14 protein-coding genes are annotated in these 19,981 nt (G+C 48.6%); 12 read left to right on the top strand and 2 right to left on the bottom strand.

Features of this window, described 5'->3' with window-relative positions:
- Nucleotides 1-171: 171 nt before the first annotated feature.
- Entirely contained in the window at nt 172-2,367 is a 2,196-nt protein-coding gene (locus tag B5M13_RS15600) for an ATP-binding protein (RefSeq protein ID WP_170061134.1), read from the bottom strand.
- Nucleotides 2,368-2,469: 102 nt separating this feature from the next.
- Nucleotides 2,470-2,955 (bottom strand): Lrp/AsnC family transcriptional regulator, encoded by a 486-nt coding sequence (locus B5M13_RS15595; RefSeq protein WP_080056554.1) that lies wholly within the window; start codon nt 2,953-2,955, stop codon nt 2,470-2,472.
- A 242-nt stretch (nt 2,956-3,197) separates the two neighbouring features.
- On the opposite strand from B5M13_RS15595, the gene B5M13_RS15590 reads away from it, so the two are divergent.
- The 12 genes from B5M13_RS15590 to B5M13_RS15540 all read left to right on the top strand — a co-directional run bounded on the left by B5M13_RS15590 (nt 3,198) and on the right by B5M13_RS15540 (nt 19,147).
- Nucleotides 3,198-4,655 (top strand): CoA-acylating methylmalonate-semialdehyde dehydrogenase, encoded by a 1,458-nt coding sequence (locus B5M13_RS15590; RefSeq protein ID WP_080056553.1) that lies wholly within the window; start codon nt 3,198-3,200, stop codon nt 4,653-4,655.
- Between the two features lie 45 nt (nt 4,656-4,700).
- Nucleotides 4,701-6,047 (top strand): aminotransferase class III-fold pyridoxal phosphate-dependent enzyme, encoded by a 1,347-nt coding sequence (locus B5M13_RS15585; RefSeq protein WP_080059947.1) that lies wholly within the window; start codon nt 4,701-4,703, stop codon nt 6,045-6,047.
- A 227-nt stretch (nt 6,048-6,274) separates the two neighbouring features.
- Complete coding sequence (locus B5M13_RS15580; protein WP_218919494.1) at nt 6,275-7,330, top strand: nucleoside hydrolase; 1,056 nt, start codon at nt 6,275-6,277, stop codon at nt 7,328-7,330.
- Nucleotides 7,331-7,427: 97 nt separating this feature from the next.
- The gene (locus B5M13_RS15575) at nt 7,428-8,921 is read left to right on the top strand and encodes an NCS1 family nucleobase:cation symporter-1 (RefSeq protein ID WP_080056552.1); all 1,494 of its coding nucleotides are present in this window, start codon (nt 7,428-7,430) and stop codon (nt 8,919-8,921) included.
- Nucleotides 8,922-9,070: 149 nt separating this feature from the next.
- A complete protein-coding gene (hydA, locus tag B5M13_RS15570; RefSeq protein WP_080056551.1) occupies nt 9,071-10,453 on the top strand; it encodes a dihydropyrimidinase in 1,383 nt (460 codons plus the stop codon).
- 95 nt (nt 10,454-10,548) lie between these two features.
- Nucleotides 10,549-11,415, top strand: coding sequence for a nitrilase-related carbon-nitrogen hydrolase (locus tag B5M13_RS15565; protein WP_179950495.1), 867 nt, complete (start codon nt 10,549-10,551; stop codon nt 11,413-11,415).
- Between the two features lie 105 nt (nt 11,416-11,520).
- Nucleotides 11,521-11,925 carry a hypothetical protein gene (locus tag B5M13_RS34170; RefSeq protein ID WP_245860028.1) on the top strand — a complete coding sequence of 135 codons (405 nt, stop codon included), beginning with the start codon at nt 11,521-11,523 and terminating at the stop codon, nt 11,923-11,925.
- On the top strand, nt 11,823-12,872 hold the full coding sequence (locus B5M13_RS15560) for an FAD-dependent oxidoreductase (RefSeq protein WP_245860073.1): 1,050 nt from the start codon (nt 11,823-11,825) through the stop codon (nt 12,870-12,872). Before B5M13_RS34170 ends, B5M13_RS15560 begins: the two co-directional genes overlap by 103 nt.
- Nucleotides 12,873-12,952: 80 nt before the next feature.
- Nucleotides 12,953-14,221: an NAD-dependent dihydropyrimidine dehydrogenase subunit PreA gene (gene preA / locus B5M13_RS15555; protein ID WP_080056550.1), complete on the top strand. Its 1,269-nt coding sequence runs from the start codon at nt 12,953-12,955 to the stop codon at nt 14,219-14,221.
- 106 nt (nt 14,222-14,327) lie between these two features.
- The gene (locus B5M13_RS15550) at nt 14,328-15,785 is read left to right on the top strand and encodes an FAD binding domain-containing protein (RefSeq protein WP_245860026.1); all 1,458 of its coding nucleotides are present in this window, start codon (nt 14,328-14,330) and stop codon (nt 15,783-15,785) included.
- Between the two features lie 76 nt (nt 15,786-15,861).
- Nucleotides 15,862-18,183 carry a xanthine dehydrogenase molybdopterin binding subunit gene (locus B5M13_RS15545; RefSeq protein WP_080056549.1) on the top strand — a complete coding sequence of 774 codons (2,322 nt, stop codon included), beginning with the start codon at nt 15,862-15,864 and terminating at the stop codon, nt 18,181-18,183.
- On the top strand, nt 18,140-19,147 hold the full coding sequence (locus tag B5M13_RS15540) for an XdhC family protein (RefSeq protein ID WP_080056548.1): 1,008 nt from the start codon (nt 18,140-18,142) through the stop codon (nt 19,145-19,147). Before B5M13_RS15545 ends, B5M13_RS15540 begins: the two co-directional genes overlap by 44 nt.
- The last annotated feature ends 834 nt before the right edge of the window (nt 19,148-19,981 follow it).

The raw sequence follows: 19,981 nt of genomic DNA, 5'->3' as shown, positions 1-19,981 counted from the left end.
GATGATCATGGGTCGTACAAACGACACCAGATAATGCACAGAAACACGAAGTCGACCACGTCGTACAGGCATGAAGAATTTTTTAATTCAGATGTTCAGGCTGGCACTGACAGCCTACCCGTTTACCGGAATGTATGATGTTGTCAGATGCTGGCCTGGAAAACCAGCGTTCTAATTAGGTAGTTTAATAATGAATTCTGTGCCCTCTCCTGGCTGGGTATGGACCTGAATGTCGCCGTTGTGCCCTTTGGTGATAATGTCGTAACTCAACGATAGCCCCAGCCCAGTGCCCTGACCAGTCGGTTTCGTGGTAAAAAATGGCTGATAGATTTTGTGAAGAATTTCGTTGGGAATGCCTATCCCATTGTCACGCACACAGATGATTACAAAGCCTTCATCCGCTTTTGTTCGGACCAGTACTAGCGGCTGGAAGTCCTTATCGGCTTGTTTTTGTTTGGACTGGATTGCATAAAAGGCATTGTTGTATAGGTTAAGTAATACCCGGCCTATATCCTGCGGCACCAGATTGACCAGGCCAATCGAAGGATCGAGGTTAAGTTGTAGCTCAACATTAAACGATTTGTCTTTGGCGCGTAGCCCGTGGTAAGCGATGCGCAAAAATTCTTCGACCAGTTCGTTCAGTTTTGTCGGTTGCTTTTGTCCACTGGCACTTCGGCTGTGTGCCAGCATGCCTTTCACAATCGAATCGGCCCGTTTACCGTGGTGCGTAATTTTTTGCAAGTTCTGTATCAAGTCGCCCATAATTTCCTCCGCATAGGCTTTTTCGGAGTCGGGCAGTTGCTGGATGGGGCCCTCTTTTAATTCTTCAACCAGTTCGGTCGATACATCGGAGAAATTGTTCACGAAGTTGAGCGGGTTCTGGATTTCGTGGGCAATACCAGCCGTCAATTCCCCTAAGGAGGCCAGCTTTTCCTGTTGAATTAGTTGATCCTGAGTCGTTTTTAGCTCTTCCAGTGAATGCCTTAAAGCCGCTGTTCGGGCTTCTACTTCGCGCTCCAGGCGTTCGTTCTGTGCCGCAATCAATCGGTTTCGTTCAATTTCCTGTTCTTTTTCGAGCTGTTCTTTTTCAATCGCCTGCTGAATGACCTGTTGTCGAATCAGTTTATATCGATTCATAAGTGCCCCGGTAAATACGATAATCATCCAGGCGAAGCATGCACTTTCTACATATTCCACATTTTCATAAATGATTCGGGGAAGATCTACATTAAAGTACATACCTAGTATTGCGGTCGTCAGTGTGAAAAGCCAGAGCAGGAAAAGTGGAGTAAGGGCCAGCAGGAGATACCGAGCTTCCAGTAAACCCTGCTTCATCCGGCGATACGCCATGAACATACAAAGGCCGTAGATGAACCGGATCAGTACTTCGATCAGTAGGGCCCATTCGTCCTTCGGGATAATCGGCGTACTAAAGCCAATAATCTGTACGATATTAGCTACTACAGTTAAGATCAGCGTAGTCGAAATGATCTTGTCCAGCCGGGCTAAGGATGAGGGTGGCTGAAGTAACTTCCGAATCGATTGTACGAAAAAGATAAAAAAGATAATGAAGAAAAAATTAGCAATTAGTTTGACCTCGTACGGATATTCTTCAAAAAAGGCTAACTGAAGGCGGTAATAATTCCGATCTACCACGAAGAATAACAGACAAACGCCGAAATAAAGATAGACTCTGTCCTTGATTGAATAATAGACGAATAAATTATAGCAGGAGGCCAGGAATAATATACCGATAATTATCCCTTCAATAAGGTAATTTTTCCAGCCTTTTTCGGTCACTATGTTTTTGAAGACGGCTTCTATACGTCCCTGTTCGGTTTGTAACTGGGGCGACAAATAGGTAAGGGGTGGATGCCAGAAGGTATTGTGAGCCCGCTCATAAAGTGTGGTTTCCTGACCAGGTGCCAGGGTGAAAAAAAGTCGGGCTCGGTCAGGGGTACCGTTATGGATCGGTAGTTCGCTATACGGGACGAGGTCACCCGTTTGCTGATGCTGCCATTGCCCCGTACTGTCCTGTCTGTATAAATCAATGTAGTCGCTGTTGAAGTCGCAATAGTAAATGCGTAATGGGTGAGGCCGGGCGTTTTTAAGGCGCATTCGAATCCAGTAAGTATGGGCGTGACGATCGCGCGCAAAGAATTTATCGTGTCGGAAAGCGGGATGATTTAGTACTTGTTTGACGGTAAATACGCCATTTACATCCTCCAGAATCTGGAAATAAGTCGTGTCAAGCCGGAAGAAAGCTGAATCTGTGCTTATTTCGAATACTGGAGGCAGGTTGTGTTGCGCCTTTACGGAAGCGATCAAGCCTAACCATCCCCAAAAAAGAAAAAGAAATGTTTTCACCAGCGACAATCGTTAGCGTTTGCTATGAGGTACGGATGCCCAAAATACGCGATTTGCCAGGATAAACCATCAGGTACTGGCGGTCGTATGTTAATGGCACGATCAGGTTGACGATTTACCAGATAAAATATTCAGATCAGGCTGAGCGTATTTATATACCTTAAAATACAGGGTGGTTTTGGTTTGATAAACCCCTTCAATCTTCGAAATTTCGTTAATAAACTCGACCAGATCGTGGTTGGTTGGGCACATTACATCTACTTCCAGATCATAATCACCAGAGGTACTGGCCAGAAAACTAACTTCAGGCAATTGAGCAATTAGTAAGGCGACTGGCTCTTTCAACGTCGCTGGCCGCACGTAAACGGCGATATGTGCATATGCCCGAAAACCGACCTTATCAGGATCTACCCGACCAACAATGCTGAGAACGCCTTCTTCGAGCAGTCGATTCAGCCGCGTTCGGGCCGTTCCAACTGATACATTCAACTGTTCCGCAATTTCGGTAAACGACATTCGGCCATCTCTCTGAAGGCAGGAAAGAATGGCGAAATCAAGATCGTCCAGTACGCTACTAGTCTTTTCCATAGCTGTTTTTCGACAGGGTGTACAGGAGTATGTCCATGCAAATAACCCTGTTCGTAGATTTTATCCGCTTGAGTCCCGATTTGAGGATATTGATTAAATCCACCCGAGAAATCCTGTACATCCTGTGAGCCCTGTCAGAAACTAATTGCCTGTAAAAATATTGTTAAAAATTGACTTATATCTAACTATTTTTTAGTTTGCATACGTTTTTTCTGCAAAAAATGTAGGAACTCAACAAAGCCATGAAGTATAAGCCCGTTCAGAATTACATAAATGGAACATTTGTCGATGCGGTTGGCGATCAAACGCTGGATGTAATTTCACCCGTAGATGGTTCGCATTTATCGACCGTTCCGTTATCGACCGCTACGGATTTGGACAGGGCGGTACAAGCGGCACAGGCGGCTTTTCCAACCTGGAGTCGGACCACTCTGAAAGAACGGGTGCAGGTCTTTTTTCGCTACAAAGCGCTGCTGGAAAAGAATCTGAAAGAGTTGGCGCTACTCGTGCAGGAAGAGAACGGAAAGACCTATGAGGAGGCCGTTGCTGAAATTGAAAAAGGGGCTGAATTATCAGAGTTTGCCTGTTCGCTGCCGCAGATTGTCACGGGTGAAATTCTGGAGGTAAGTCGCGGAGTCGAGTGCCGAACCGAACGTGTACCATTGGGGGTAGTGGCTAGTATCGTGCCGTTCAATTTTCCGAGTATGGTGCCGAACTGGACTATACCCAATGCCATAGCGTTGGGCAATTGCATGATTATCAAGCCGTCGGAAAAAGTGCCGCTAAGCGTCGGACGACTGGCCGAATTATTGGAGGAAGCCGGGTTGCCCAAGGGCGTGTTCAACATTGTTCACGGCGATAGTGAAGTGGTTAATGCTATCTGCGACCATCCCGGTATCGAAGCAGTATCGTTTGTCGGATCGACCAACATTGCGAAACGGGTGTACCAGCGGGCTACGAGCAACTTTAAACGGTGCCTGGCCCTGGGTGGTGCCAAAAACCACCTGATCGTTCTGCCCGATGCTATACCATCTATGACGGCGCAAAACATTACGGCATCGATGGCGGGTTGTGCCGGTCAACGTTGTATGGCTGCTTCGGCGATGGTGGCCGTTGGGCCCGTCGATCATATTATTGAGAAATTGTGTGAGGAAGCGCGGAAAGTGGTGCCGGGTAAAAACCTGGGGGCCGTTATCAACCGGGCGTCGAAAGAGCGAATCGAACGCTATATTACCGAAGCGGAAGAGCAGGGGGCTAAAGTACTCGTTGATGGGCGCAACCCGACTGTAGAAGGTAAAGAAGCAGGTACCTACGTTGGGCCGACAGTTATCGACTACGTTCGGCCCGATATGGCGATTGCCCAGGAGGAGATTTTTGGCCCGGTGATCAGCATCATGCGGACGAAAACCGTCGATGAGGCCCTGGCCATTGAAAATGCGAATCCATATGGCAATGCGGCAGCGGTATTTACCCAAAATGGAGGAATGGCCCGCTACGTCATGGATCGGGCAAGTGCCGGTATGGTGGGGGTTAATGTGGGCGTGCCCGTTCCGCGTGAACCCTTTTCATTTGGTGGCTGGAACGAGAGCCGATTTGGGGTTGGTGATATTACGGGCAAAAGCTCGATCGAATTCTGGACGAAGTTGAAGAAAACCACGACCAAATGGAACCCTGAAGCGGGTATAAATTGGATGAGTTAGTAGACTTACGACAACCAAAAGCTAAAAAGGTAAACCATGAATTTTATGCTGGATACCATTTCATTTACTGAAAAAGAAGAAGTTCTTCAGGACAATTTTGACTCAACCGTTTTTGTCTGGAGCAAGCAGCAGGGGATTTCACCCATCGCGGTGAAGTATGCAAAAGGGGTGTATCTGTATGATTATGACAACAAACGGTATATCGACTTCTCATCTGGTCTGATGAACGTCAATATCGGTCACGGCAATCAGCGGATTACCGAAGCGGTCGTTCGACAGATGCAGGAAGTTAGCTATGTTACGCCTTATTGTGTGACTAAAGTGCGGGGGGAACTGGGTAAAAAACTAGCCGAAATCTGCCCCGGCGATCTGAATAAGGCGTATTTCACCCTATGCGGAGCCACATCCATCGAAGCCGCGCTGAAAATGGCCCGGTCCTATACCGGACGGCATAAAATAATCAGCCGATATCAGTCCTATCATGGGGCCACCTATGGCGCTTTATCGGTAGGAGGAGACCCCCGAAAACTCCCCGACGATGCACAGCAGGCACCTAATTTTGTTCATGTTGACATTCCCTATCGCTACCGCTGGAACCACGACGAAGCGAGTATGTTAACCGATTCGGTGGAGCAACTTGAACGCATTATTGCCTATGAAGGGCCGGGTAATATTGCTGCTATTCTGCTCGAGGGCGAATCAGGTACTTCAGGCTGTTTACAATATCCAGACGGGTATCTGAAGGCCGTTCGCGACATTTGTGATCAATACGGTATTCTATTGATTATTGATGAGGTAATGAGCGGATTTGGCCGGACGGGTAAGTGGTTTGGCTTTGAAAACCACGGTATTGTGCCCGATATGGTGACCATGGCGAAGGGGATCACGAGTGGCTATATACCCTTTGGCTGCCTGATGATAACGGATAAAATTGCGGCAAAGTACAACGATACTGTGCTGGCAACCGGTATGACCTACAATGCCCATCCCGTCGGTTGTGCGGCTGCGCTGGAAACAATCAAAATTTACGAAGACGAGAACCTGATCGAGAATGCAGCTGAGATGGGGCGTTACGTTGCCCAGCAGGCAGAACTGATGAAGCAAAAGCATCCATGTATTGGAGACTTCCGAACGACAGGGTTACTGGGGTGTTTTGAAATCGTCAAAAATCGGGCCACCAAAGCACCGATGGCTCCCTTCAATGCTAAACCTGAGGATATGGCCGTAATGAGCAAAGTCGCGGCAAAAATCAAGGAGTTGGGTATGTATACGTTCGTACGCTGGAGTTATGTGTTCGTGGCTCCACCTCTTTGTGTAACGAAAGAACAAATCGATGAAGGACTGGGTATAATCAGTGAGGCTCTGCGCATTGCTGATGAATATGTTGAGTAAACGGTATTAGACGTTCATTATAAGTGTATTAAAGATGATTTGTTTCGGTTGGTTTGAAAAGGGCAATTGATGTCCAGCGGATGGGGTCTATCGGCCTTGTCCGAAATGCCAAAGAATTTGCCACGCTGTCACGGATAAATTGTTGGTTTGGTATCTTATTTGCGGGATTTTAGTCTGTAACTGTGAACTGAAAGTAAGATTTCGTAAATAAAAAGAGCCAAAGAAGCATGTTAACGTCAAGACGCAAATTTATTGGTGCCCTTTCGGTCGGTACGGCCTCGACATTTTTGCCTGCCATGACGCTTGCGTCTGCTAAAACGAAACTCAAAACGGTCGATTCCCGAAAACGAATCATACTGGATACGGATACGGCTACCGACGATGCGCTGGCCGTATTAATGGCAGTGAGTTCGCCAAAGCTGGCTGTTGAGGCTATTACCATCGCCGTAGGAAACGTTGGCTTTGAACAGCAGACAAAAAATGCACTCTACACGCTTGAACTGGCGGGGAAGTCGGGGCAGATTCCGGTGTATCAGGGCTCGGCCCGGCCACTGACCCGTGAGGTGCATGGAACGGCAACGTATGTGCATGGGAGCGATGGCATGAGTGATTCGTTTTTTCCGGACCCTAAGCAAAAACCCGAGAAAGAACACGCCGTTGATGCCATCATTCGACTTGTCAACGCCAATCCGGGGGAACTGACCATTGTGGCCATCGGGCCATTGACCAACATCGCGCTGGCTCTGCTGAAAGAACCGGCCATTGCCAAAAAGGTAAAAGGGCTGTATTTCATGGGAGGCTTTTATAAGTTTTACGGAAATATCAATCCGGGAGCGACCTATAATGCCTGGGTAGACCCCGAAGCTGCCCGCATAGTGTTTCAGTCGGGTATTCCAATTACGACAGTTGGCTTCGATGTAAGTGTAAAAAGTTCCGTTTTTACCGACGACGATTATAATCAGGTGGCTACGTTAGGGACGAAATATTCCGATTTTTTTATGAAAATCAACCGCATTCGTCGAAAGTATTGCAAAGAGCATCAGAAAATGAATGGCTCCAATCACCCCGATGCGATCACTGTAGCAGCCGTAATCGACCCGACGCTGGTAACCCAGTCTGTATCACGCTTTGTCGATGTGGAAACACGGGGTGAACTGATGCTGGGCGCGTTGGCAATCGATGAGTTAGGTGTATGGAAAAAAGCCCCAAACGCCACTATTTGTGTAGAGGCTGATGAGTCCCGGTTTAAGAAATTGGTATTCGATACCTTGAAAATAAGTTAAAGAGTTTGTAGTTTGTGCGGAGCGGCCCGTGCAGAATGACGCATATAGTCAATAAAACTGCAAACGACATGGGCCGCTCCGCGCAAACACGAACCTCATGCAGCAGCAAACCGAAGCCCACGTAGACGAATCGTCGGCCCTCTATAGCGAAGATCTGGCTCCCATTCCTGCCTCGAAGCGGACCTGGAATACCTGGAATTATGCGGCTCTCTGGATTAGTATGAGTCTGTGCATTCCTACGTATATGATGGCTAGTTCACTCATTGAAGGGGGCATGAACTGGTGGCAGGCTATTCTGACCATTTTTTTAGGGAATACGATCGTACTGGTTCCAATGATTCTGAACGGGCATGCGGGGGCTAAATATGGTATTCCGTTTCCTGTATTGGCGCGGGCAAGTTTCGGAACCAGTGGAGCCAATATCCCGGCCCTGCTGCGGGCCATTGTGGCCTGTGGCTGGTTTGGTATTCAAACCTGGCTCGGTGGTTTCTCTGTTTACCAGATGCTACGGCTTTGGATTCCATCGCTGGAAACATTACCCGACATCTTCCCGGCATCATTTGGGTTGCAGACCGGGCCCGCCATCTGTTTCCTGCTCTTCTGGCTGCTGAACATGTATGTTGTTTATCTGGGCGTCGAAAGCATCAAAAAGCTTCTCTTATTCAAGGCGTTTTTTCTGCCGATAGCTGCGCTTGCCCTGCTTTGGTGGGCTATTTCGGCCGGAAATGGTTTAGGGCCTATTTTACAGCAATCGTCCAAATTCGCAGACTCATCGGCGTTCTTCGCCTTTTTCTTTCCGGCTTTAACCGGAATGGTGGGTTTTTGGGCTACGCTTTCGCTGAATATTCCCGATTTTACCCGCTACGCCACCAGTCAGCAGGCGCAGATTAAAGGACAGGCTATCGGATTGCCGCCGTCTATGACGTTGTTCTCGTTCATTGGGGTAGTCGTGACCTCGGCTACGACGATCATCTACGGAACCACCATCTGGGACCCGCTCATTCTGGCCGGAAAATTCGACAACAAACTGCTGGTCAGTGTGGCTATGATTTCGGTGGCAGTTTCCACGCTGGCTACCAATATTGCGGCCAACATTGTCAGTCCCGCCAACGACTTTGCGAATCTGGCACCTTCTAAAATCGATTTTCGGAAGGGGGGATACATTACGGGCGTTATCGGTATCCTGATTTTTCCCTGGAAGCTCATTGCCGATCCTACGGGCTTTATTTTTACCTGGCTGGTTGGCTATTCGAGTCTGCTTGGGCCGGTTGGAGGGATTATGATTGCGGACTATTTTTTCCTGCGAAGACAGAAGCTTGAGTTGAACGATCTTTACAGCCCAACCGGGATGTATAGTTTTAAAAACGGAGTCAACTCATCGGCTATCGTTGCCTTGCTGGCTGGCATTATTCCAAATATTCCCGGCTTTCTGACAACCATTCACGCTATCCCGGCCGATAGCGTTCCCGCCTGGATTTCACAGCTTTATAATTATGCCTGGTTCGTAGGCTTTTTCCTGAGTGGTGGGGTGTATCTGGGATTGATGCGTAGCCGGGATACAGTCCGGGAACGGCAACTGACCGTGAGTTAAGTAGCGCTCCTGCAGGCACCTAAAGTAAATCGTACGATACCATAGCCTTTTTTTCGTTTTACATGTACAGTCCCTCATCAACAGGGAAAAGGTCGGTATTTTAGAAACCATAAGCAGTTCATCTCTTCCTGTTGAAGAGAGTTTAGCCAATGTCTATACTCATTAAAAATGGCCGGGTTATTACGGCGGCTGAGGATTACGTTGCGGATATTTACATTGAAGGTGAAACCATTTCGGCTATAGGGAAGAATTTGCCTATTCAGGCCGATACCGTAATTGATGCATCGGGGAAGCTCGTTTTTCCGGGAGGAATTGACCCGCATGTGCATTTGTCCATGCCGTTTATGGGTACGTTCTCGAGCGATACCTATGAAACCGGAACACGGGCGGCACTCTTTGGCGGCACCACAACGGTTATTGATTTCGTTTTGCAGAAACAGGGGCATTCGCTGAGAGACGCCCTTACCGACTGGAATTCCCGCGCCCGTGGAACGGCCGTTGGGGATTATAGCTTTCACATGGCTGTAACGGACTTCAATGAGGATTCGAAGGCGGAGATCAAGGGTATGGTTGAAGACGAAGGAATTACGTCGTTTAAAACCTTTATGGCCTATAAAGGGGCCTTGATGATTAACGACAGCCAGATGGTCGGCCTGATGCAGGAGGTGAAAAAGCAGGGCGGCATGGTGACCGTTCATGCTACCAATGGGGATATGATTGATTACCTGATTGCCAAACACCGGTCGGAAGGGAAATTGACTCCGCTTTATCATTATTTATCCCAACCCGAAGTTACGGAAGCCGAAGCGAGCTGCCGGTTTACCGACCTGGCCGACTATACGGGTTGCCCCGGCTATATCGTACACATGACCTGCGAAGGGGCGTTGAATGGGGTACGGAATGCCACTCGCCGGAACCAGAAAGTGTTTGCCGAGACCTGTATTCAGTATCTGATACTGGATGCGTCTCTTTATGAGAAGAATTTTGAAGGAGCCAAATGGGTGATGAGTCCGCCTTTGCGGGAGAAGAAAGACCAGCAAGCCCTTTGGGCCGGTATCAATCAGGGACTTGTACAGGTGGTGGCGACCGACCATTGTCCGTTTATGTGGGAGCAGAAGCTAATGGGCAAGGAGGATTTCTCAAAGATTCCGAACGGGCACCCGGCTATCGAAAACCGCATGGAATTATTGTACAGCGAAGGCGTCGGGAAAGGCAAAATCACATTGAATAAGTACGTGGAAGTGGCCTGTACCAACCCTGCCAAGATTTTTGGTATGTTTCCCCGGAAAGGGACCATCGGGATAGGAAGCGATGCTGATATCGTTATTTTTGACCCGGAAGAAAAACACACCCTGTCGGCCAAAACCCACCACATGAACGTCGATTATTCTGGCTATGAAGGCTGGGAACTGACCGGTAAGGTAAAAATAGTTCTATTACGCGGCACGGTTGCTGTTGATGATAATAAGTGTCTGGTTGACAAGGGATATGGCCAATTTATTAAGCGCAAAAAAGTAAGCGGAACGATTTAAAGGCATGGAGCAGGGAGTTTGGGGCAAAGAGTTTGTAGTATTTCTCCACGCCCCAGGTTCCCTGCCCCAGCGAAACCAACAAACCCAACGTAAGTATGCCACGAATCATTAAATCGGGATTGATCCAGATGAGCCTTCCAATGACCGAAGGCGAAGGTACGATAGAGGAAATTAAAGAAGCGATGGTGCAGAAGCACATCCCGCTTATTGAAGAAGCCGGTCAGAAAGGCGTTCAGATTCTGTGTTTGCAGGAAATATTCAATACACCCTATTTCTGTCCGGGACAGAATGCCGACTGGTACAAATCCGCCGAAACGGTGCCTGGCCCTACCACTGACAGGATGGCGGAATATGCCAAAAAGTATAATATGGTGATGATTGTTCCGGTCTATGAAAAGGAACAGGCTGGGGTTCTGTATAATACGGCTGCTGTGATCGATGCCGATGGCACGTATCTGGGCAAATACCGCAAGAATCACATTCCACATACATCGGGTTTCTGGGAGAAATTTTTCTTTAAACCCGGCAATCTGGGCTATCCCGTATTCCAGACACGCTATGCTAAAATCGGGGTGTATATCTGCTACGACCGTCACTTCCCTGATGGGGCCCGCTGCCTGGGATTGAACGGGGCCGAGATTGTGTATAATCCGTCGGCAACGGTAGCTGGCCTGTCGCAATACCTCTGGAAACTGGAACAGCCCGCCCATGCAGCCGCCAATGGCTATTTTATGGGCTGCATCAACCGTGTAGGCGAAGAAAAACCCTGGAATCTGGGTCGGTTTTATGGCTCTTCGTATTTCGTTGATCCACGCGGCCAAATCTTTGCTCAGGCTTCAGAAGATAACGATGAACTACTCATTGCTGAATTCGATTTGGATATGATCGACGAGGTACGCAGTGTCTGGCAGTTCTTCCGCGACCGACGCCCAGAAACGTATAAGGAATTGGTGGAATTGTAAAAGTAATAGGAGCGAGGAGTTAGGTGTGAGAATGGTTGACGCGTACTCCCTTTGGCTTGCGCAAGCTATTCTCACGCCTAACTCCTCGCTCCTCGCTCCTTGACTATGGCTATCCTCAATAACCGATTAACGACTGAACAGTACGAGCAAAACTTCAGCGACATTCACCCGCCCTTCGAATCACGCGAAGCGGCTTTGGTGGAAGCCAATCGCTGTCTGTTTTGTTACGATGCTCCATGTACGAAAAGCTGCCCGACGAGTATCAATATTCCTAAATTCATCAAACAGATTACCACCGACAACCTGAAAGGTTCGGCCTATACGATTCTGGACGCCAACATCATGGGGGGGGCTGTTCGAAAGTCTGTCCAGTCGAAAAGCTGTGCGAAGGCGCCTGTGTATATAATCTGCTCGATGAACCCCCCATTCCGATTGCCCGTCTCCAACGTTATTCGACCGAAAAAGCCATTGCGCAAAAGTGGCCCCTGTTTCAGCGAAAGCCTTCTGTAGGTAAAAAAGTGGCCGTAGTGGGTGCAGGGCCGGCAGGGTTGAGTTGTGCCCACGTATTAAGCCGAGAAGGGGTCGATGTGACGATCTACGAGAAAGAGAGCAAAGGGGGCGGTTTAATGACCTACGGTATAGCTGCCTATAAAGTGACGCCCCAGTTTTGTGAAGACGAAGTAAATTTTATCACAGCACTCGGTGGCATTACCATCAAATACGATCAGGAACTAGGCCGAAACGTGACATTAGCCGAACTTCAGGCCAATTACGACGCTGTGTATCTGGGTATTGGTGTTGGTGTTGCCCGCCATTTGGGTATTCCCGGCGAAGACCTTGAAGGTGTTCAGGATGCCATTCGATTTATCTACGACATTCGGGAGAAAGGCTACCCGTCTGTTCCGGTGGGCGATAAAGTGGCGGTTATCGGGCTGGGTATGACGGCTATCGATGCGGCAACACAGGCTAAACGACTGGGAGCCAAAGAGGTAACCATTGTGTATCGTCGGACGCAGGCTGAAATGCCAAGTACCGAAGTCGAATTGAATCTGGCAAAACTGGACGGCTGCAACCTGATCTGGCTGGCATCACCCAAAGAAATCCTGGGCGAAAATGGGCGGGTTACCCAACTGGTTTGTAACGTTATGGAACTGAGCGTCCCTGATACCAGTGGCCGTCGTACACCCGTGGAAACAGGTGAAACCATTACGTTGGATGTCGATATGGTGATCAAAGCCGCCGGACAAATTCCCTACGAGGAACTGGTAACTGCCAACCAGCTTACAAACTGGTACGGTAAACTGGCGATCAACGAAAACTGCGAAACCAACATCCCCGGTGTTTTTGCTGGTGGTGACTGTGTCAATGGCGGTAAAGAAGTGGTCGATGCCGTACAGGCAGGTAAAGACGGAGCACGAGCGATATTAAAAACAATGAGTGAAAGAGCGAATGAGTGAAAGAGCGAATCGCTGGTGTGACAAACTCCGGCATAAGCAACCTCCACTCTTTCACTCATTCGCTCTTTCACTCTTTAAACATGGCAGATTTAAGCACTAACTTCCTAGGTATCAAATCGCCAAATCCGTACTGGCTGGCGAGCGCTCCGCCGACGGATAAAAAATATAATGTACTACGGGCTTTTGAGGCCGGTTGGGGCGGTGTTGTCTGGAAAACGCTGGGTTCGCAGGTCAAGAATGTGTCGTCGCGCTACTCGGCTGTCGATTACAACGGCACCAAAGTAATGGGGTTGAATAATATAGAACTGATTTCGGATCGGCCCCTTGATATAAACTTGCGCGAAATTGCTGAGTGCGTTCGGGAGTTTCCCGACCGGGCAATGGTCGTATCGCTCATGGCGGATAATACCCGTGAGAAATGGCACGAACTGATTGCGCAGGTCGAAGATACGGGCGCCCATGGGCTTGAACTGAACTTCGGTTGCCCACATGGTATGACCGAGCGGGGCATGGGCGCGGCCGTTGGACAGGACCCCGAAATCGCTAAAATGGTGGTGGAATGGGTGATGGAAAAGGCCACAATTCCGGTCATTACCAAATTAACGCCCAACGTGCATTCGGTTGTGCCAACGGGTCGGGCCTCGGTTGAGGGAGGAACCAATGCGCTTTCACTGATCAATACGATTCAGTCCGTGACGGGGGTCGATCTAAATACATTGGTGCCAAATCCATATGTGGCCGGGAAGTCGGTATACGGCGGGTATTGCGGACCGGCGGTGAAACCCATCGCCCTGAAAATGCTGACGACCATTGCCCAGGACCCGGTTACGTCGCGCGTACCGATCTCAGGGATTGGGGGCATTAGTACCTGGAAAGATGCTGCCGAGTTTATGTTGTTGGGGGCCACATCGGTGCAGGTTTGCACGGCCGTTATGAAGCATGGTTTTCGAATCATCGATGACCTGTGCGATGGGCTAAACAACTGGATGGACGAAAAAGGGTTTAAAACCGTTTATGACTTCATTGGTAAATCGGTTCCAACCATCACACACTGGGAAGACCTTGATATTAATTATCACATTGTTGCCAACATCAACCAGGACAAGTGCATTCACTGTGGTCTATGCTATATCGCCTGTGAAGACACGTCCCATCAGGCTATCAATCTGACGTATGGAAAGCCTTATAATACCTATTCGATCATTGAAAACGAGTGTGTTGGTTGTAATTTGTGTAAATTGGTTTGCCCCGTCGATGAATGTATTACGATGGTAGAGCAACGAAAGGGCGATGAGTACCTCAACTGGAAAGAATTCCAACGGCGCGGCCTACCCCTGAATGACCACTAATACAAGTAATCCATAAAGGTTTAAACTGTGTAGAACACGGATTTTTATGATACCGAGCTGCCGATGCAGTTACAATCTACGTCAATCATAACGATCATACTAATCGGTGTTCGATTACTACACTCAGAAAAACGCCCGAATCGAATTGATTTCTTTTATTTTAAATACGAAAGATGTTCGTACGACGCTGCCACCGGGAATGACGGTGCTCGACTTTGTGCGCTATCATCAACACCTGACGGGAACTAAAATTGGCTGTCGGGAAGGGGATTGCGGAGCCTGTACCGTGCTGGTGGGCGATGTATCGACTGGTGGGCTTCGTTATCGGACGGCTACGTCCTGCCTGATGCCATTGGGCAATGCGCATGGAAAACACATCGTAACGATTGAAGGGATCAATACGGATGATCTGAATCCTATTCAGCAGGCAATGGCCGATGAGTCGGCAACTCAGTGCGGGTTCTGTACACCCGGCTTTGTGATGTCACTGGCCGGGTACTGCCTCAGTCATACAGCATCGACTACAGCAAACGCTATAGCCGCCGTTGATGGGAACATTTGCCGTTGTACAGGCTATAAGTCGATTGAGCGGGCAGCCGGACGTGTGGCCGAACTGGTACGATTACGACAGGATAATGAATCACCCACGCAATTTGTAGCCGATCGGGGGATTTTACCAGCCTATTTCGCTACGATCGAAGAGCGGTTACAGGAAATGACGGCGAACCTGAATGGTGAGTTGAAACAGGATGATCCAGTGGCGCAACGTGTTGGCGGAGGAACGGATGTATATGTGCAAAAACACGATGAGATCAAAGACGCATCGATCCGGTTTTTAGCCGATAAAACTGAATTACAGGGAATCTGGCAGGATGGGAGTCAGTGTTGGATCGGTCCCTCGACAGCGGTGTCCGATTTGGTTGAATCACCTGTGATGAAGCAATACTTCCCTGACTTCAAGGCGTATACAAAGCTGGTATCTTCGACGCCAATCCGTAATATGGCAACCCTTGGCGGCAACTTCATCAATGCCTCGCCGATTGGCGATTTTACGATCATCTTTCTGGCGCTGGACGCCGTCATTACCTTGAGCGACGGTGTACAAAATCGGGAGTTGCCTTTGAGGCACCTGTATCTGGGGTATAAAACACTCGATAAACGGCCAGAGGAGTTTCTGGTGCGTATAGGATTCAACCTGACAGCTAATACTACACGGTTCAATTTCGAAAAGGTGAGTAAGCGTACCCATCTGGATATTGCCAGCGTCAATTCGGCCATTCAACTGATCGTCGTAGGTAATAGAATAACCTCGGTAAAACTATCGGCAGGTGGTGTGGCGCCCATTCCTAAACGGCTAACCAATACCGAAGCATTTTTAACCGACCAATCAATCAGTGAAGCGTTGATTCTCGAAGCCGTGAATGTGGCTCAAACGGAAATTACACCCATCAGCGATGCACGAGGAACAGAAGCCTACAAACGACTATTGCTCAGTCAATTGATCAAAGCGCATTTTATCAAGTTGTTTCCAGAGTTAAAGGCAGAATTGTTGTTGATGCCATAAAACGCAGCTTGTTACGATCTGTGTCAATCATAACGATCATAAAAATCTGTGTTCTATATAAAATCAGGATAAGTCGATGAAAAATATAGATTCCAGAACGCATGTGCGGGGAGAATCGGTGTATCTGGACGATATTCCGCTGATTCAGGGAACATTGTTTGGTGCTGCCTTTGGCTCACCAGTGGCGCATGGAGTTATCCGAAATCTGGACTTGTCTGTTGCTGAAGCCATGCCCGGTGTGGTTAAATTGTTTACCTATACAGATGTAACCGGCGAAAACCAGATTGGGGGTATCATTCCCGATGAACCTTTACTGGCCGAACAGCACGTGCATTACTGCGGGATGCCGATTGTGTTTGTCGTGGCCGAAAGTGATGCTGTCGCCCGGGAGGCCGTTAAAAAAATAACGGTAGCTATTGATCCCCTACCTATTATTACCGACCCTCGCGAAGCGCAGGCGAAAGGAGAGCTGATTGTCAGGCCCCGAACGCACAAGCTGGGCGATACCGCAGCCGCCTGGGCACAGTGTACGCACATTTTTGAGGGACGTACCGAAACCAATGGCCAGGAGCATTTGTACATCGAAACCCAGGGCGCATATGCTATTCCACAGGAAAACAACGGCATAAAACTTTACTCATCGACCCAGGGGCCAACGGCAGTACAACGGGCTGTATCACGGTCGTCGGGCCTGGCCATGCATCAGATCGATGTCGACGTGACGCGGCTGGGTGGTGGATTTGGTGGTAAAGAAGATCAGGCCAATATGTGGGCGGCTCTGTGTACCCTGGCGGCTCATGTGCTCCGAAAACCCGTTAAATATTCCCTGCATCGGATGGAGGATATGGCCATGACCGGCAAACGGCATCCGTATTCATCGGACTTTAAAATCGGTCTGAACGACGATTTGACGATTATAGCCTATGAGGCCACGTTTTATCAGAATGCCGGGGCGGCTGCCGACCTGTCACCGGCAGTTCTCGAGCGAACCTTGTTTCATTGCACCAACACCTATTTTATTCCGAATGTAACCGCTACAGCCTACAGTTGCCGAACGCATCTTCCACCGAACACGGCGTTCCGGGGGTTTGGAGGGCCGCAAGGCATGTTCGTTATCGAAGCCGCTATTGCCAGAGCTGCCGAGGCATTAGGGGTCGAGGCATCGGTCATACAGGCTAAAAACCTCAATAAAACCGGCGATGAATTTGCCTATGGACAGAAAGCCGTAAGCGAAGCGCGGGCCTGCTGGCACAAAGCGATTGAGTTATACAGCCTGGAATCGATCCGTTCCAGAATTGATTCATTTAACAGTGTTAACCTATTGACTAAGAAGGCCTTCGCGTTGATGCCAATTTGCTTCGGAATCTCGTTTACGAACACCCGGATGAACCAGGCACGGGCGTTGGTGCATGTCTATACCGATGGTAGCGTGGGCGTTAGTACGGGTGCCGTTGAAATGGGGCAGGGAGTGAATACAAAAATGCTCCAGGTGGCTTCCCAAACGCTGTCTGTTCGACCCGAGCGGGTGAAATTGCAGACGACGAGCACCTACCGAATTGCCAATACATCGCCCTCTGCCGCCAGTGCAACCGCTGACCTGAATGGTAAAGCCGTACAACTAGCCTGTACCGACATTGCACAGCGGCTAAAGGTGGTGGCTGCGGGGGAATTACAAACAACCCCCGAAGCGATTTCCCTGAAGGATGAATGGGTCTACGTAAACGGTGAGCGTACTGACTGGGACTGGAACCGACTGGTGATGGAAGCGTTTACCAAACGGGTCAGCCTGTCCGAACATGCACACTATGCCACCCCCGAGATTCATTACGACGCCAGCCAGGAAAAAGGACATCCGTTTGCCTATCATGTGTATGGCACCGCTATAATCGAAGTGACAGTTGATTGCCTGCGTGGAACCTATGAGATGGAATCAGTTAAAGTAGTCCACGATTTTGGTGTCAGCATGAACCCACTTATTGATCAGGGGCAGATTGAAGGGGGGATTGTGCAGGGGCTTGGCTGGATGACTATGGAAGAAGTCGTGTATGATAAAGCCGGTCGGTTACGTTCCAATGCGTTATCGACCTATAAAGTGCCCGACATCTATTCGGTACCCAAAGAAATAGCCATTGAGCCGCTAAACACTGAGCAGGATAACCTGGCTATATTTCGGTCGAAAGCGGTCGGAGAGCCACCCTTAATGTACGGTATCGGTGCTTATTTTGCCCTTCGGAATGCCATCCGGGCATTTAATCCAAAAGCCGACATGCCATTCGATGCGCCCATGACGCCCGAAAAACTTCTGATGGCTTTATATCAAACAAGCACTACGCTGGGTTCGATGCCCTCTGTCCATGAACAAACCGAAGTCGTTAATCGTCTGGCAACGCATCCATAAGTGCATTCAGCAACGGGAGCCGGTTATGTTGCTCTACGTACTGGAAAGTCGTGGAAGTAGCCCCGGTCGACAGGGGTTCGCCATGGCGGTGACGGCATCGGGTGCTATGGAAGGTTCGATTGGTGGAGGTATTATGGAGCATAAGTTTGTGGAACTTGCTAAAGAAAAGCTACAGACACAAACGTCTGAGCTATCCATCCGAACACAATTTCATGATAAGAAAGCCGCTCAGAACCAGAGTGGTTTGATCTGCTCCGGGGAACAAACGATTCTATTGTATCAACTTCAGCCCGACGATGAACCTGTTGTTCAGGCTATTGTTACCTGTCTTGATGAACATGCCAATGGATTACTGAGTTTGTCCCCAACAGGCATTGCATTTACGGATAAAGTAGTTCCCGGATTCGATTTCGAATTTACCCGTCAATTGGCTGACGAATGGGTATATCAGGAGCGACTAGGCTACAAAAATGAGTTGTTCATTATCGGAGGGGGACATTGTGCACTGGCATTGTCCCGGTTGATGAGTCAAATGGACTTTTATATCCGCCTATACGACGACCGTCCTGACCTGCATACTATACAATTGAATGAGGTTGCTCATGAGAAAATCACCATTAGCAATTATCGTGATCTGACCAACCTGATTCCTCCGGGCAATAACCAATATGTGGTGATCATGACGGTTGGTTACCGTACCGATGACCTGGCGATCCGGGCGTTGCTGAACAGGGCATTTCGCTATGTGGGGGTGTTGGGCAGCCAGACGAAGATGGATACGTTAGTTGCTGCCTATCGGGCTGAAGGCATTTCTGACGAGGTACTTAGCCAGATTCACACACCGATTGGTATTCCGATTCACAGCCAGACTCCTGAAGAAATTGCGGTAAGTATTGCGGCCCAGATTATTCAGGTCAAAAATAGCTCTTCGAGTGGGCAATCATCGTATCGTTTGATAAGCTGAACATAAACAACTGGTGTCGTGATCAAGTTTTATCCAATGTTCGGATTATGTAATCGGATGCGCGCCATGAGTTCGGCCATCGAATTAGCAACTGCTATACAGCAGGAACTTGAACTTTACTGGGTTAGGAATGAGCACCTGAATAGTCCATTTTGGGCCTTATTTGAACCCATAAAGGGCGTAAAACTGGTTGAGTGTAGTCGAGTACCTATTTTTTTTCGGCCTGGTCGAAAGAGGAATCTATTTATACCCGATCTAGTGCGAACGATTGGGGGCGGCCCTTTTTTTCATACGTCCAGAGTCTATCAGTTGTCTTCAGAGAACTACGATTTTTTACAGCTAAAGCAATACAAAACGAGTTATATAAGTAGCTGCGTTAGCTTTTTTCAGGCTCAAACTACGTATAACTCCTTTAAACCTACCGCCCTTATTAGGGAGCAAATAGCCAACGAATCGAAATCGTTTAACACTTACACGGTGGGCGTTCATATACGAAGAACCGATAATGAGAAAGCTCGGACACAGAGTTCGTTAGCCTTATTTATCGACGTCATGCAGCAGGAAATACAGCGGGAACCCTTAACCAATTTTTATGTAGCGTCGGATGACACAGCTGTTAAGGTTCACTTGATGAATAGGTTTGGCGAACGAATTAAAACGAATTGTGAACCTGTAAACCGAACGACAGTCCAGGGAATGCAACGGGCCGTTGTGGAGTTATATACCCTCTCAAAAACACAAAAAGTATTCGGTTCCTATTGGAGCTCATTTTCCAGAACAGCCTGTGCTATTAGTGGTATCCCTGAAATCACCGTTCGTAGTTGATCGGTAGGG

The sequence above is a fragment of the Spirosoma aerolatum genome (assembly GCF_002056795.1).
In the GTDB taxonomy this organism is placed as follows: Bacteria; Bacteroidota; Bacteroidia; order Cytophagales; family Spirosomataceae; genus Spirosoma; species Spirosoma aerolatum.
The sequence above is the reverse complement of the archived record's forward strand: the minus strand, read 5'-3'. Positions and strand labels throughout refer to the sequence as shown.

Excerpts from the sequence above, each read along its gene's own strand:
- B5M13_RS15590 (WP_080056553.1), top strand. The coding sequence starts at position 3,198 with ATGAAGTATAAGCCCGTTCAGAATTACATAAATGGAACATTTGTCGAT.
- preA (WP_080056550.1), top strand. The coding sequence starts at position 12,953 with ATGGCAGATTTAAGCACTAACTTCCTAGGTATCAAATCGCCAAATCCG.
- B5M13_RS15595 (WP_080056554.1), bottom strand. The coding sequence starts at position 2,955 with ATGGAAAAGACTAGTAGCGTACTGGACGATCTTGATTTCGCCATTCTT.
- hydA (WP_080056551.1), top strand. The coding sequence starts at position 9,071 with ATGTCTATACTCATTAAAAATGGCCGGGTTATTACGGCGGCTGAGGAT.
- B5M13_RS15575 (WP_080056552.1), top strand. The coding sequence starts at position 7,428 with ATGCAGCAGCAAACCGAAGCCCACGTAGACGAATCGTCGGCCCTCTAT.
- B5M13_RS34170 (WP_245860028.1), top strand. The coding sequence starts at position 11,521 with ATGGCTATCCTCAATAACCGATTAACGACTGAACAGTACGAGCAAAAC.
- B5M13_RS15545 (WP_080056549.1), top strand. The coding sequence starts at position 15,862 with ATGAAAAATATAGATTCCAGAACGCATGTGCGGGGAGAATCGGTGTAT.
- B5M13_RS15585 (WP_080059947.1), top strand. The coding sequence starts at position 4,701 with ATGCTGGATACCATTTCATTTACTGAAAAAGAAGAAGTTCTTCAGGAC.
- B5M13_RS15565 (WP_179950495.1), top strand. The coding sequence starts at position 10,549 with ATGCCACGAATCATTAAATCGGGATTGATCCAGATGAGCCTTCCAATG.
- B5M13_RS15580 (WP_218919494.1), top strand. The coding sequence starts at position 6,275 with ATGTTAACGTCAAGACGCAAATTTATTGGTGCCCTTTCGGTCGGTACG.
- B5M13_RS15540 (WP_080056548.1), top strand. The coding sequence starts at position 18,140 with ATGAACAAACCGAAGTCGTTAATCGTCTGGCAACGCATCCATAAGTGC.